At 71.8% G+C, this 14,426-nt stretch carries 12 protein-coding genes and 1 pseudogene; 6 read left to right on the top strand and 7 right to left on the bottom strand.

All coding sequences use genetic code 11. The features are described 5' to 3' along the window. Positions 1–336: 336 nt before the first annotated feature. Positions 337–651, bottom strand: coding sequence for a hypothetical protein (locus BKI49_RS19870; RefSeq protein WP_179332506.1), 315 nt, complete (start codon positions 649–651; stop codon positions 337–339). Positions 652–837: 186 nt separating this feature from the next. Here BKI49_RS19870 and BKI49_RS19865 point away from each other — a divergent pair, with 186 nt between their 5' ends. Then, positions 838–2,025, top strand: a complete 1,188-nt coding sequence (locus BKI49_RS19865) for a pyridoxal phosphate-dependent aminotransferase (RefSeq protein WP_095935603.1) — start codon at positions 838–840, stop codon at positions 2,023–2,025. Between the two features lie 183 nt (positions 2,026–2,208). After that, positions 2,209–3,408: a hypothetical protein gene (locus BKI49_RS19860; RefSeq protein WP_373557567.1), complete on the top strand. Its 1,200-nt coding sequence runs from the start codon at positions 2,209–2,211 to the stop codon at positions 3,406–3,408. A 106-nt stretch (positions 3,409–3,514) separates the two neighbouring features. On the opposite strand, the gene BKI49_RS19855 is transcribed toward BKI49_RS19860, so the two are convergent. Next, the gene (locus tag BKI49_RS19855; protein WP_028799227.1) at positions 3,515–4,045 is read right to left on the bottom strand and encodes a YbjN domain-containing protein; all 531 of its coding nucleotides are present in this window, start codon (positions 4,043–4,045) and stop codon (positions 3,515–3,517) included. A gap of 233 nt (positions 4,046–4,278) precedes the next feature. After that, entirely contained in the window at positions 4,279–6,876 is a 2,598-nt protein-coding gene (gene clpB / locus BKI49_RS19850; protein WP_095935601.1) for an ATP-dependent chaperone ClpB, read from the bottom strand. A 131-nt stretch (positions 6,877–7,007) separates the two neighbouring features. Here clpB and BKI49_RS19845 point away from each other — a divergent pair, with 131 nt between their 5' ends. Next, positions 7,008–7,421 carry a pyridoxamine 5'-phosphate oxidase family protein gene (locus BKI49_RS19845; RefSeq protein WP_095935600.1) on the top strand — a complete coding sequence of 138 codons (414 nt, stop codon included), beginning with the start codon at positions 7,008–7,010 and terminating at the stop codon, positions 7,419–7,421. A gap of 134 nt (positions 7,422–7,555) precedes the next feature. On the opposite strand, the pseudogene BKI49_RS19840 reads toward BKI49_RS19845, so the two are convergent. Continuing rightward, a pseudogene (locus tag BKI49_RS19840) lies at positions 7,556–7,892 on the bottom strand (hypothetical protein). 380 nt (positions 7,893–8,272) lie between these two features. Here BKI49_RS19840 and BKI49_RS19830 point away from each other — a divergent pair. Both BKI49_RS19830 and BKI49_RS19825 read left to right on the top strand, forming a co-directional pair. Beyond that, positions 8,273–9,217: a helix-turn-helix domain-containing protein gene (locus BKI49_RS19830; protein ID WP_095935804.1), complete on the top strand. Its 945-nt coding sequence runs from the start codon at positions 8,273–8,275 to the stop codon at positions 9,215–9,217. After that, positions 9,218–10,219: a helix-turn-helix transcriptional regulator gene (locus BKI49_RS19825; protein WP_095935599.1), complete on the top strand. Its 1,002-nt coding sequence runs from the start codon at positions 9,218–9,220 to the stop codon at positions 10,217–10,219. Here BKI49_RS19825 and BKI49_RS19820 read toward each other — a convergent pair. Together BKI49_RS19820 and BKI49_RS19815 are read right to left on the bottom strand one after the other, a co-directional pair. Then, the gene (locus tag BKI49_RS19820; protein WP_095935598.1) at positions 10,173–11,216 is read right to left on the bottom strand and encodes a helix-turn-helix transcriptional regulator; all 1,044 of its coding nucleotides are present in this window, start codon (positions 11,214–11,216) and stop codon (positions 10,173–10,175) included. The two genes, BKI49_RS19825 and BKI49_RS19820, sit on opposite strands and share 47 nt — an antisense overlap. A gap of 360 nt (positions 11,217–11,576) precedes the next feature. Further along, positions 11,577–13,007: an MFS transporter gene (locus BKI49_RS19815; RefSeq protein WP_095935803.1), complete on the bottom strand. Its 1,431-nt coding sequence runs from the start codon at positions 13,005–13,007 to the stop codon at positions 11,577–11,579. 120 nt (positions 13,008–13,127) lie between these two features. Here BKI49_RS19815 and BKI49_RS19810 point away from each other — a divergent pair, with 120 nt between their 5' ends. Beyond that, the gene (locus BKI49_RS19810; protein ID WP_095935597.1) at positions 13,128–13,907 is read left to right on the top strand and encodes an AraC family transcriptional regulator; all 780 of its coding nucleotides are present in this window, start codon (positions 13,128–13,130) and stop codon (positions 13,905–13,907) included. On the opposite strand, the gene BKI49_RS19805 is transcribed toward BKI49_RS19810, so the two are convergent. After that, on the bottom strand, positions 13,885–14,376 hold the full coding sequence (locus BKI49_RS19805; RefSeq protein WP_257004888.1) for a hypothetical protein: 492 nt from the start codon (positions 14,374–14,376) through the stop codon (positions 13,885–13,887). The two genes, BKI49_RS19810 and BKI49_RS19805, sit on opposite strands and share 23 nt — an antisense overlap. Between the last annotated feature and the right edge of the window lie 50 nt (positions 14,377–14,426).

The raw sequence follows: 14,426 nt of genomic DNA, 5'->3' as shown, positions 1-14,426 counted from the left end.
ACAGCTCAACTGTTCAACTACGGCGTGCGCCCGGCGCGCGCCCGCGTCTGCCGGAAGCCGCCCCCGGTACGCGACCGGGTCCGCCGGATCCGCCCCTCTCGGCGCGCCGTCGCATATGCCGTGCGCGCGTACCCCCGGCGTGCCACGGCGCGCGGCCCGTGCCCTCCCGGGCGACGGCGCGTCTCTCACGACACGGGCGTGCCCGTCGGCGGCGCTGCCCGGCAGGCACGGACGCCTGCCCCCCCGACGCGGACGTGCCCGTCGGCGTTGCCGGCCGACGGGCACGTTCGCGTGCTGCGGATGCGCTTCCCCCGAAGGGAGCTCAGCTGCCCCGTGTCAGCTGCCTCCTCCGCATCCGCCCCCGCCGCCGCACGAGGACCCGCCTCCGCAGGACGAGCCCCCGCCGCACGACGAGTGGCCACCGCACGAGTGACCGCCGTGGTGTCCGCCGGACGAACCGCTGCCGCAGGACGAGACACCGCCCGCCCCGCCGGCCCACCAGCTGCTGCCGCTGCCCGAGGAGCCACGGCGTGAACGGCGGCCCCTCTTCGAGAGGTTGACCTGCCCCACCTTGTTCTGGCTGCGGTCGGTGGCCATGAAGGCCACGACGACCACGATGCAGACGACCGCCAGGATGATGCCGATGACCATGGCGTCACCCTCCTTTCGTTCCCCCGAAGAGGCCCCCCGTGGGCCGTGCTTCCCGGATCTGTTGTCTTGTTCGCTTCTCTTGTCGCTTCGTGTCGTTCCAGGTGCCGCTGTCGTGCGTGAGAGGGGGATGCCCCCGCGCCCGGCGGGCCAAAGCAGAGTTGAGGAACTCCAGAGCTTGGGCGCAGGATGACCGGCATGACCTCCAGCGAACGCCCCTTCCTCAACCGCCGGCTCGCCGAGTTCGGAACGACGATCTTCGCCGAGATGTCGGCGCTCGCGGTGAGTACCGGTTCGATCAATCTCGGTCAGGGCTTCCCCGACACGGACGGTCCGCAGGAGATCCGGGAGGCGGCCGTGCGGGCGCTGCGGGACGGACGGGGCAACCAGTACCCGCCGGGGCCCGGCGTGCCCGAGCTGCGCGCGGCGGTGTCCGCGCACCAGGAGCGCCGCTACGCACTGTCGTACGACCCCGACACGGAGGTCCTGGTGACGGCCGGGGCCACGGAGGCGATCGCCGCCGCGCTGCTCGCCCTGCTGGAGCCCGGCGACGAGGTGATCGCGTTCGAGCCGTACTACGACTCGTACGCCGCGTGCATCGCGATGGCGGGCGGGACCCGGGTGCCGGTGACGCTGCGCCCGCACGAGGGCAGCTTCCGTCTCGACCTCGACGAGCTGCGCGACGCCGTCACCGACCGGACGCGCCTGCTGCTGGTCAACACGCCGCACAACCCCACCGGCACGGTGCTCACCCGCGAGGAGCTCGCCGAGATCGCGAAGCTCGCCGTGGAGCGGGACCTGCTGGTGGTGACGGACGAGGTGTACGAGCACCTCGTCTTCGACGGCGCCGAGCACGTACCGCTGGCGTCCTTCCCGGGCATGCGCGAGCGGACGGTCACGATCGGTTCGAGCGGGAAGACGTTCTCGTTCACCGGCTGGAAGGTGGGCTGGGTGACGGCGCCGCCCGCCCTGGTCGGCGCGGTGCGGTCGGCGAAGCAGTTCCTGACCTACGTGGCGTCGGGGCCGTTCCAGTACGCCGTGGCCGAGGCGCTGGCGCTGCCGGACTCGTACTTCGAGGCGTTCCGCGCGGACATGCTCGCCAAGCGGGACGTGCTGGCGGCGGGTCTCGCGGAGGCGGGCTTCGAGGTCTTCCGTCCGCAGGGCACGTACTTCATCACGACCGACATCCGGCCGCTCGGCGAGTCGGACGGCTTCGCGTTCTGCCGCGCCCTGCCGGAGCGCGCCGGTGTCGTCGCGATCCCGAACGCGGTCTTCTACGACCACCGGGAGGCGGGAGCGCCCTTCGTGCGGTTCGCGTTCTGCAAGCAGACGCAGGTGCTGGAGGAGGCGGCGAAGCGGCTCAAGGCCGCGTGGTGAGCCCGGTGCCGCCCGCTCGGCCCGCCCCGCCCGAGGCGGCGGAATGGGGCGCCGCAGCGCGTCCGGAACCGCTCTAGCACCGTGGGCGCCGTCCGTGCGGGCGGCGCGCCGGAGCCCCACGAACGCTACCCGCACAGCCGAGCAAAGCTCGCAAATGCCCCGTAAGTTACGCACAGTTCCGGTGTGACCCACCCGAGTACCCTCGCTCGCCCGGCTCTGACGGAGCCCGGGGACCGTGCCCGACCGTCCCGCCTCGCGCCCAGCCTGCCGGGCGCCGCGATGACCGCGCTGGGGCTGTTCGCCGCCGCGCGCCTCACCGGCATCCTCGCGCTCGCCGCGACGGCCTGGGCCACCGGCAGGCACCCGATCGTCCTGCTCGCACGGTCCTGGGACTCGATCTGGTACCTGGGGATCGCGGCGCACGGGTACGGCCGCACGCTCTACTTCCGTCCCACCGTCGTCCACAGCGACCTGGCGTTCTTCCCGCTGTACCCCGCGCTGGTACGCGGCGTCACGGCCGTGACCCCGCTCAACGCGTCCACGGCGGGCCTGCTGGTGTCGTGGCTCGCCGCCGGGGCCGCCGCCTGCGGGATGTACGCGATCGGGGCCAGGCTGTACGGGCGCGCGGTCGGCACCGCCGTCGTCCTGCTCTGGGGGCTGCTCCCGCACTCGGTGGTGCTGTCGATGGCGTACACGGAGCCCGTGCTGACGGCCTTCGCCGCCTGGTCGCTGTACGCGGTGCTCGGCGGGCACTGGGTGTGGGCGGGCGTGCTGGCGGCGCTCGCGGGGCTGTCCCGGCCGAACGGCTTCGCGGTGGCCGCGGCCGTCCTCGCGGCGGCGGCGTACGAGGTCTGGCGGCTGCGCGCGCGGAAAGTTCCCCACAGGCTGTGGACAGGCGCCGCGCTCGCACCGCTGGGCTGGGTGGGTTACGTGCTGTGGGTGGGGCGCCGCCGGGGCGATCCGCTCCGCGGCTACTTCGAGGTGCAGCGGCTGTGGGGCTCGCGCTTCGACTTCGGCGAGGGATCGCTCCGCTTCGTCAAGCACCTGCTGCTGGACGGCGACCGCTTCGTGTTCCCCGTGACGCTGGGCATCGTGGCAGCGGCCACGGTGCTGTACGCGCTGCTGATCGCCGACCGCGCACCGCTGCCGCTGATCGTGTACAGCGGCGTCCTGCTGCTGATCGCCCTCGGCGGCTCCGGCTTCTTCGAGTCGAAACCGCGCTTCCTGCTCCCGGCCTTCCCGCTGCTGCTGCCGCTGGCGCGGGCGCTGGTGCGCACGGCGAGAGCCCGGCCCTGGCACGCGACCGTGGTGGTCGGCGCCCTGGCCGGGCTCTCTTTCGCGTACGGCGCGTATCTGGTGGTGCTCGCGCACACGCCGCTGTAGGGCCGCCGGCAGGCGTGCCCCGTCGGGGCCGGGCGCGGGGAGCGTGCCCCGGGCCCGGACCACAGGGGCCGGACGCAGCGGGCGGGCCGAAGGAGGGGCCGGAGGACTACTCCTCGCCGTCCTCGGGCTTGTCCGCCTCGTTGATCTCCTGCTCCAGGCCGAGCTGCTCGACGAGCCACTTGTCGAACTCGATGGCGGCGCGCACCCAGCTGACCGTGGAGGACACGAAGTGCTCCAGGCTGACGCCGGTGCCGATCAGCATCTGCGCCTCGCCGATCAGGCGGACGGTGCCGTCGTCGTGGGTGTGGCTGTAGACCTTGGGCCACAGCGTGCGGCGGTTCCAGTCGTCGATGGACTCCAGCAGCGCGGGCTTCTCGTCGATCTGGTGCGGCCGGTCGTAGAACGTCCGCACCGAGAAGACCTGCTGGTCACCCTCGCCGCGGAACATGAAGTACGTACGGAACTGCTCCCACGGCGCCGCGAGGTCACCCTCTTCGTCGACGACATACTTCAGCTCCATCTGGTCCAGGAGCTGCTTCACGAGGTCCTGATCCGGGACCACGGGGCCCGCCGGCCCTTGGGGCTGCGGCTCGGGCTGGCCCCCGAAGTTCGGAATCGAGGACGGGTCGATGCTCACCGTGTATTTCCCTTCGTACGGATGCTGTCATCCTCTCCCATCCGGGGCGGGGAGTGGCAACCCCTGGCCGGTCCTTCCGCCGGTGGCTGACAAGATCCGGACACTGCCCCGCCCCGGGCCGGCATGTTCCGGTCATGAACATGGGGAGCGGGGCGCGGCGGGCATGGCGTACGAGGACGGGGACACCGCCCTCGTAGGCCCGGAGGCCCACGCGTCGTGGGCCCCCGGAAGGGTCACAGAGTCTTGCCGGTCGCCGGCCCCACGATCAGACCCGCGCCGAACTGGTCCACGCGGACCGTGTCGCCGTCCTTGACCTCGCCCGCGAGGATCTCCCGGGCGAGCCGGTCCCCGATGGCGGTCTGGACGAGGCGGCGCAGCGGGCGCGCGCCGTACGCCGGGTCGTTGCCCTCGTCGGCCAGCCAGGCCAGGGCCGCCTCGGTGACCTCCAGGCCGAGCCGGCGTTCGGCCAGCCGCTTGGCGAGCCGGTCGATCTGGAGCCCGGCGATGCGCTTGAGCTCCTCCTTGTCGAGCGCGGAGAACACCACCAGGTCGTCGAGCCGGTTCAGGAACTCGGGCTTGAAGGAGAGCCGCACGGTCTCCAGCACCTGCTGCTTCTTCTCCTCCTCGGAGGTCATCGGGTCCACCAGGAACTGGCTGCCCAGGTTCGAGGTGAGGACCAGGATGGTGTTGCGGAAGTCGACCGTGCGTCCCTGGCCGTCCGTCAGCCGTCCGTCGTCCAGCACCTGGAGGAGGACGTCGAAGACCTCCGGGTGCGCCTTCTCGACCTCGTCGAGCAGGACGACGCCGTACGGGCGCCGACGCACGGCCTCGGTGAGCTGGCCGCCCTCCTCGTACCCCACGTAGCCGGGCGGGGCACCGACGAGCCGGGCGACGCTGTGCTTCTCGCCGTACTCGCTCATATCGATGCGGACCATGGCCCGCTCGTCGTCGAAGAGGAAGTCGGCCAGGGCCTTGGCCAGTTCGGTCTTGCCGACGCCCGTCGGGCCGAGGAAGAGGAACGAACCGGTCGGGCGGTCCGGGTCGGCGATGCCCGCACGGGTGCGCCGCACGGCGTCCGACACGGCCCGCACGGCCTCCGTCTGGCCGATGAGCCGGCGGCCCAGCTCCTCCTCCATACGCAGCAGCTTCTGCGTCTCGCCCTCCAGGAGCCGTCCGGCGGGGATGCCGGTCCAGGAACCCACGACGTCGGCGATGTCGTCGGGGCCCACCTCCTCCTTGACCATGGTGTCCTTGGCGGCCTCCTCCTCGGCCTCGGACGCCTCCTCCAGGTCCCGCTCCAGGGCCGGGATCTCGCCGTAGAGCACCTTGGACGCGGTGTCGAAGTCGCCGTCGCGCTGGGCGCGCTCGGCCTGGCCGCGCAGGTCGTCCAGCCGCTCCTTCAGCTCACCGACGCGGTTGAGGGACTGCTTCTCCTTCTCCCAGCGTGCGGTCAGGCCGCGCAGCTCCTCCTCCTTGTCGGCGAGGTCGCGGCGCAGCTTCTCCAGACGCTCCTTGCTGGCGGCGTCGGTCTCCTTGCCGATCGCCAGCTCCTCCATCCGGAGCCGGTCCACGGCGCGCTGGAGTTCGTCGATCTCGACGGGGGACGAGTCGATCTCCATGCGGAGCCGGGAGGCGGACTCGTCGACCAGGTCGATGGCCTTGTCGGGCAGGAAGCGGGAGGTGATGTACCGGTCGGAGAGGGTCGCGGCGGCGACCAGCGCGCTGTCGGCGATCTGGACCTTGTGATGGGCCTCGTACCGGCCCTTCAGGCCGCGCAGGATCGCGATGGTGTCCTCGACGGTCGGCTCGGCGACCAGCACCTGCTGGAACCTGCGCTCCAGCGCGGGGTCCTTCTCGATCCGCTCGCGGTACTCGTCGAGGGTGGTCGCGCCGACCATGCGCAGCTCACCGCGCGCGAGCATCGGCTTGAGCATGTTGCCCGCGTCCATGGCGGAGTCGCCGCCGGCGCCCGCGCCGACGACGGTGTGCAGCTCGTCGATGAAGGTGATGATCTGCCCGTCGGAGTCCTTGATCTCGGCGAGGACCGTCTTCAGCCGCTCCTCGAACTCGCCGCGGTACTTCGCGCCCGCGACCATGGCGCCGAGGTCCAGGGCTACGAGCCGCTTGTCCTTGAGCGACTCGGGGACGTCGCCCTTCACGATCCGCTGGGCGAGTCCCTCGACGACGGCGGTCTTGCCGACGCCGGGCTCACCGATGAGGACCGGGTTGTTCTTGGTGCGGCGCGACAGCACCTGCACGACGCGGCGGATCTCCTGGTCCCGGCCGATGACCGGGTCGAGCTTCCCTTCGCGCGCCGCGGCGGTGAAGTCGGTACCGAACTTTTCGAGCGCCTTGTACTGGCCCTCGGGATCCGGAGTCGTCACCCGGCGCCCTCCCCTGGTCTTCCGGAACGCCTCAAGGAGCTTCTTGGCACTGGCGCCCTGCCGGGAGAGTACGTCGCCCGTCCGGCCGCCCTTCGCGGCGATGCCGATCAGCAGGTGCTCGGTGGAGAGGAACTCGTCCCCGAGCTCCTTCGCGCGCTCGCCGGCGTCGGCGAGGACGGCGAGCAGTTCACGGTTGGGCTGCGGCGGAGCGACGGTGGACCCGGTCACGCTGGGCAGGCCCGCGAGGACGCGTTCGGTGCCGGAGCGGACGGAGGGCTGGTCCGCGTCGACGGCGGCCAGCAGATCGACGATGTTCTCGTTGTCCTGCCCCTCCAGCAGAGCGAGCAGCAGGTGGGCGGGGGTGAGGTCCGGGTGCCCCTCGGACACGGCACGGCTGCTGGCCGCGTTGATCGCGTCCCGGCTCCTGTTGGTCAGCTCGGCGTCCACGTTCGCTTTCTCCTCCTGGTCTGCCCGACCGTCTACCTGACCCTTCCAGCGTACACAAAGTTGAGTCCATTCCACTCAAGGATGGTGGCGGAAGCGGAGCGGACCCCGCCGGGGAAGTAGATTCGGGTCTCATGGCTTCGTATCCGGTGGACCCGCGGCAGCCCGACGCCGCCTACCTCAGCTTCTGGCGCGAACGACACCTGTGCACGCTCACCACGCTCCGGCCCGACGGCGGACCGCACGTGGTGCCCGTCGGAGTGACATACGACCCCGGCGCCGGTCTCGCTCGGGTGATCGCCAACAAATCCAGCGCCAAGGTGCGGCACGTGCTCGCGGCGGGGGCGGACGGGGCGCGCGTCGCGGTCTGCCAGGTGGACGGCCGCCGCTGGGCCACGCTGGAGGGCCGGGCCACGGTGTCGGTGGAGCCGGCGCGCATCGCGGAGGCGGAACGCCGGTACGCGGAGCGCTACGGACGCACCCCGTCGCCCAACCCGTCACGCGTGGTCATCGAGATCGTGCTCACCTCGGCGATGGGGCGCGGCTGATTTCGGCCTCTGTCGGTACCCGTCGATACCAGGAGATTTCGCGTGAAACTGCAGCGGCGTCACCGTGTTCAGGTCACGGTGACGCCGCTGCGGGGGGAAGTACCTGAGCGATCTACTACGACGGGGGAATCGCGTCAGGCACTGCGGGGGGTGGCTGCAATGGTCTGTACGTCCGGCTCATCCGGTTCGGCCAGTCGGTGGTCGCGCTGGTCGAGGTTCACAAAGATCATTCCGTATCGGATGGCGCACCGCACCGGCTGCGGCGCCCCCCCGAGGCCGTCGCAGACAGCGGTACGCCCGTACGTCCTCGTCCTCGTCCCGCGTGACCACCACGGGCTCTCCGAACACGGTCACCATCAACGAGTCACCGCTGTGGGGGATGGCGGTGACCAGGTCGATGAAGTGCCAGCCGGAGCGGTAGGCCGTGGCCATTTCGCGACGGAACGAGCGGTCGTCGGGAGGAGTCGTCATCAGTCAGCCCCATGTGCTGTCATCTGCGCTGGTGGGAGAACCCACACCCCAGGTGCTGTCACCCGCGCGGGCGGCGGATGCCACCGACGGGCCCCAGGTACTGTCCGCCCTACTGTCACCCTTCGTACCGGCAAGGCCACTCAGTGCTCCGAAGGCCACGACGGCGGAGAAGGCGGCGACAAGCATCGAGCGAAGCATTCTCTTACGCATAGTCGGCTTCGTCCTCACTTGAAGGTCTCCTCTTCCCCCGTCGTCTACGACGATGGCTCATTCGGGCACGTCATGGCCACACAATCGATGCATCATGTTCCTGCACGTTCAGGACCCTGGGGGGTGGAGATTTGGCAACAAATGGGACTAGAGGGATACATCCCCATGCGCTGACCCAGCTGTGCGAGGACGGAAGCCGTCTCTACGCGAATGCTCTGCGCACGGGACGGATCGCCCGCGCAGACGTGGAATCCGCTCCCTGCCTGATGGAGTTCGCGCTGCTGCACCCCGATCCCGACGACGCCAACTGGTTGCGTCCCGTACCACCGTCCATCGCCCTGGCCCAACGTCTCAACCCCATAGAGCACGAGATCACCGAAGCCCGGCGCTTGTCGATCGAACTTGCCGATGCATTCGAGCCGTTCATGACGCTCAGTGCGCAGGCCACGGCGACCACGCACTCCATCACCGTGCTGGAAGGCTTCGACCGGATCAACGCGGCACTCGACCTGGCCACGGCACAGTGCCAGAACGAGATGCTCACGGTCCAGCCCAGCGGCCGCCGCCTGGAGCACACACTCGTCCAAGGGCTGGAACGCGACCGGCCGTTGACCGAGCGCGGGGTGAGCATCCGGACCCTCTACCAGCACACGGCCCGCTACAGCCCCGAGACACAGGCCTACGTCGATCAGTTCTCCAACGGCAAGGTGGAGTACCGAACCATCGACGAACTCGTCGAGCGGCTGATCATCTGCGACGAGACCGTCGCCTTCATCCCCACCCGGGACGACCGACAGGTCGCCCTGGAACTGCGGCACCCCGGACTCGTCCGCTATCTGATCAAGGTCTTCGAGTTCATGTGGGACCGCGCTGTCCCGCTGAACGCCGGCGCCCCCTACGAAACCGCCCCCGACGGCATCACGGAGATCCAGCACTCCATCGCCAAACTCCTGGTGGAGGGCCACGTCGACGAGGCCATCGCACGCCGCCTGGGCATGAACGTCCGCACCTGCCGTGCCCACATAGCCAAGCTGGCCACCGCTCTCGGCAGCGGCAGCCGCGCCCAACTCGGCTTCCTGATAGCGCAGTCAGGGATCCTGGACCAGGATCACTGAATGCCGACGGAGGAATCGACGACGGGGCACCGGCCGCACGGCTTGGAGGACCTGTGCGAGGCAGGCACGGCCGTGTACACGCGGGCCTTGCGCGAAGGACGCGTGTCCGGCGAGGACGCCCGAGCCGTGCCGTGCCTCGTCGACCTCGGCCTCCTGCACCCGCACGTCGGGGACCCCTTCTGGATGGAACCGATCTCCCCCGCCGTCGCCCTGCACCGTCAGCTACGCCTGGTGGGGGATCGCATCGCGGACGAACGGCGGCGCGAGGAGCGGCTGGCCGAGGTGTTCGAGCAGCTCATGCGGATCGAGGGGGTCCGCACGGCGCCCGAGGCGCCGCCGATCAGCCTTCTCAGCGGCAAGGAGCAGATCAACCTGGCCATCACGCAGGCCATGTCCGACGCCACCGAGCTCCTCACCGTGCAGCCGTATGTCTCGCACGTCGGCCCACCCCCGCAGATCCACGACCGGGCGATACGGCGCGACCAGGCGCTCCTGGACCGCGGCGGCCGCATCCGCACGCTCTACCAGCACACACTGCGGCACGCGCCCACCGTCCTTGCCCGGTACGAATGGCTGACGGGGGACGTGGAGGCCCGCACTCTCGACGAGGTCATCCATCTGCTGATCGTCATCGACCGGACCGTGGCCTTCATCCCGGCCAGCAAGGACAACACGCTCGGCCTGGAAGTCCGGCACCCAGCCCTCGTCGAGCACTTCGTCACCACCTTCGACCGCTTCTGGCACCTGGCTGTCCCCATGCATCCACGGGCGACCCAACGGCCTTCCGTGGACGGCGTCACACCCCGCCAACGCGCCATCGCGAGCCTGCTCGTCGAAGGGCACACCGACGCCGTCGTCGCCGACCGCCTCGGTATGAACGTCCGCACCGCCCGCGTCCACATCGCCAAGCTCGCGGCCTTCCTCGGCAGCGAGAGCCGGGCCCAACTCGGCTACCTCATCGGGCGGTCGGGGATTCTGGAGCAGAAAGTCCAGGGGCAGTGACCGTCTGGAGCTCCGGAGAGCGCGGCGGGCCGTCCAGGCCCGCCTGGGCGATGCGGACGCCGAGCTGGGTGCGGCTGGCCGCGCCCAGGGTCTCCGAGAGCCGGGCGATGTGCGCCCGGCAGGTCCGCACGCTGATGCCCAGCCGCTCGGCGACCACCGCGTCCTGGTGGCCCTCCGCCAGCAGAGCCGCGATCGAGCGTTCCCGGTGGGTGATGCCCTCGATCCCCGTCGAGGGCAGCGGCGAGGCCAGCGGGATCGCCAGCCGCCACAACCGCTCGAACACGGTCACCAGGTAGTCCACCAGCGCCGGGTGACGCAGCTCCAGCGCGATCGTGCGATCCGGGTTCGCCGGGATGAAGGCGACCCTGCGATCGAAGAGGATCAGCCGCTCGACGACCTCGTCGAGCGTGCGGGCCTCCGCCGAATCGCCCATCAGCTCCATGTAGTTGAGCAGGCCCTGGCCGTGCCGGGCGACATGCGTGTACAGGTCGCGCATCCGCACGCCCCGGCGGCGCATCTCCAGCGCCCGGTGCAGGCCTTCCGACAACTCGTCCTCACGCCGGATGCCGCCCGGCTGCACCGTGAGAACCTCGCTCGTGCACTCCTCGGTCGCCTTGTCCATGGCGGCCCGGATGCGCGGCAGCCCGTCCAGGACGCGGATCGCCACACCCTCGGCCGGCGCCTGGACCCGTCCGCCGAGCCCCGCGTACCACTCGAAGGCGGACACCGCGTCGCCGACGCGCGCCTGGCTGGCGTTGACCTCCTCGTAGACCCCGCGCAGCAGCCGGGTCATGACCTCCTGCGGCGAGGTCGGCACCAGCCAGCCCATGTCGTCGGGGTCGGGGTGCAGCAGCGCAAGCTCCAGGAGGCAGGGCACCGCCTCCGCGTCCTCACGGGGCACACGCCCGCGCCGCACAGCCCGGGAGTACACCCGGTCGCCGGCCTCGCACAGTCGGTCAGCGCCGTGCGGATGCATGTCCGTCCCGTGCCCGGCCATCTCCCACCCCTGGCTCCAGCCCCTTCTGCGGCAGGCCGCCTTCGCGCCTTCCGCAGCGCAACTATGCGCGGAGCGGACCGGCATCGCAACACGGCTGTACCGTCCGCACACGCCTTTTCGCCCGCCTTGATGACGGAACGTCCCCACCTCAGCCACCGGCCCCTGCAACAAGCTGTCGGTGGTGGAGTCCGCGGCCGCACGCGGACCCACGGGGACTTCGTCGGCGGTCCGCACATGGCTGAATCCGCGCTCTCTGCACGGGAGTTCCCGCTGCGCGCGCGGATCACGGGGTTCACCGACGCACCCGGCGCGGCGCGCACGGGTGGCTTGAACACGACGGTCCGCGGGCAGTGCCGGTCGTCACGGGCCGGCCGCCGCCGGCTCCCGCAGGCGGCGCAGGAAGAGGCAGCCGACGGCGGGCAGGACGATCAGCGGGAGCAGGGCGGTGCGCAGGGACGTGGCGTCGGCCAGACGACCGATGAGGGGGCTCGCGAGGCCGCCGACGCTGACGGTCAGGCCCAGGGTGACCCCACCCGCGGTGCCCATGCGTGTCGGCAGGTAGTCCTGGCCCAGGGTGATGTGCAGGGAGAACGGCACGTACAGGCCGGCCGACGCGAGGGCGACGAAGAGGTGGAGCAGCGGCCCCGGGACGAGGACGACCCCCGCGACGGCGAGGCCCGTCAGCGCGTACGACCACCGCACGACCCGCACACGGCCGTACCGGGTGGCGAGCCGTCCCCCGGCCAGCGTGCCCGCCGCGCCGCCGAGGTAGAGCACGAACAGGGCCGTCGTGCCCGCGACTTCACCGCCCGGGGCGCGCCGGGACGCGTAGAGCGAGATGAATGTGCCGAGCCCGACGAAGACGACCGACCGGCAGACCACGGCCCCGGAGAGGCGCAGGAAGGACGGCCAGTCGTTGCTGCCGGAGACGGTGTCGGGGACCGCACCGGAGACCGCACCGGAGGCCAGGTCGGGGAGCGCTCCGGGGACCGCACCGGAGGCCGGGTCGGGGGCCGCACCGGAGACCACGCCGGGGACCGCACCGGAGACCGCACCGGAGGCCAGGTCGGGGAGCGCTCCGGAGACCGCACCGGAGGCCGGGTCGGGGACCGCACCGGAGACCGGGTGGGGGGCCGCACCGGAGACCTCGCCGGGGGCCGCACCGGAGACCGGGTCGGGGGCCGCACCGGAGGCCGGGTCGGGGGCCGCACCGGAGACCACGCCGGGGACCGCTCCGCAGACCTCGCCGACGGCGTCCGCCGTCGGGGCGGGCCGGGCCGCGCGCACGGCCGCCGCGCACAGCACCGCGCCCGCGAGCGAGGGCGCCACGAGCAGCGGAGTGGCCCGCAGACCGCCGCCCGCGGCGACCACCGCGGAGACGGCGAGCGGGGCGGCGGCGAAGCCCAGATTGCCGCCCAGGGAGAACCAGCTCATCGCGGTGTGGCTGCCGCGGCTCACCCGGCGCGCCACCCGCGCGGCCTCCGGGTGGTACGCGGCCACGCCGATCCCGGACACGGCGACCGCGGCCAGGGTGAGCGCGTAGGAGCCGCCGACCCCGCTCAGCGCGACGCCCGCACCGCCGAGCAGCGCGCTCAGCGACAGCAGCCACGGCATCGCCCAGCGGTCGGCGAGCGCCCCGAACAGCGGCTGCACGACCGACGACAGCAGCGAGGCGGCGAGGACGATGCCGGACGCGGTGGCGTAGGTGTAGGCGCGCTCCGCGACGAAGTACGGCACCAGTGCGGCCACCGCCCCCTGGTAGACGTCCACGCAGGCGTGGCCGAGGGACATCAGGGCCACGGGCCCTCGGGCGCCGGGCACGGACCGCGGCCCGCGGGAGGTCTGTCGGTTCGTCACCCCTCGACCCTGGGCGAGGACCCGGCTGTCGCGCTTTCGATAACCTGCCGTCCTGTGCCGAACATCCGCCACACGCCGGTCGCCCCGACCCGGGCGCAGGTCCTCGCCGCCGGGGAGCGCATCGACGCGCACCGGCACGACGAACACCAGATCGTCTACGCGGGCTCCGGTGTCCTCGCGGTCACCACGGACGCCGGCACCTGGTTCGCGCCCGGCACCCGAGCCATCTGGGTGCCCGCCGGGACCGTGCACGCCCACCGCGCCCACGGCCACCTGGAACTGCATCTGGTGGGCCTGCCGGCCGACGACAACCCGCTGGGCCTGGACACCCCGACGGTGCTGGCGGTGAGCCCGCTGCTGCGCGAGCTGATCCGCGCGTACACCCGGACGCCCGGCGACACGAGTGCCGAGCGGGGCCGTCTTCTCGCCGTCCTGCGCGACCGGTTGAGGGCCTCCCCCCAGGAGCCGCTGCGGCTGCCCGCTCCGGCCGACCCCCGTCTCGTGGCGGTCTGCGCTCTCGTCCACGACAACCCCGCGGACCCGCGCACCCTGGCCGAACTCGGTGCCGCGACCGGGGCCGGCGAACGCACGCTCAGCCGCCTCTTCCGCTCGGAGCTGGGCATGACCTTCCCGCAGTGGCGCACCCAGTCGCGGCTGTATCACGCCCTGCGGCTGCTGGCCGACGGCGTCCCGGTCACCACCGTGGCGCACCGCTGCGGCTGGTCCTCGGCGAGCGCCTTCATCGAGGTCTTCCGCCGGGCCTTCGGCTGCACGCCAGGGGCCCACGGCCGGGACGCCCGGCGGGCCGCGGTCACCCGGAGGCCCAGCTCCTGAGCAGGGCCTCGCGGGCGGGGCGCCAGGGTGTCGCTCCGGCGCCGTCCGTGCGTCCCCACTCCAGCAGTCGGTCCACGTCCGCCGTGCCGTCCACGAGCCGCTCCAGCAGGTCGACGGAGAGCTCGTACTCGGACTGGACGTAGCCGCCGACGGCCGCGCCGTACACGGTCAGCTCGGCCGTCTCCGTGTCGGTGCGGACGTGGACCTCGAAGGCGGGCGGGGTGTCGACTCCGCCCGTCGCCAGGTCGATGACCGTGTCGGCCACGCTGTTCACCAGCCAGCGCGTGCTGGACCGCACCGGGGCGTAGTGCACGGCGACACCGCGCACCTGCGGCCACGGCCAGAAGGCCTGCTGGTCCGTGCCCACGGCCTGGATCCCCTCGGCCGTGAGCCGCACACCGCGTGCGTGCCCCTCGGGCTCGGCGCCCAGGTACACGCTCTCCTCGGTGATCCAGAACAGGCCGATCATGGCCACGGGGTGCCTCCAGCGGGACGACGGCGGGACGACCGCACGGCGCC

The sequence above is a fragment of the Streptomyces sp. Tue6028 genome, assembly GCF_002300165.1.
Classification (GTDB): Bacteria; Actinomycetota; Actinomycetes; order Streptomycetales; family Streptomycetaceae; genus Streptomyces; species Streptomyces siamensis.
Note: the sequence above shows the minus strand (reverse complement) of the source record. Positions and strands in the feature narration are given on the sequence as shown.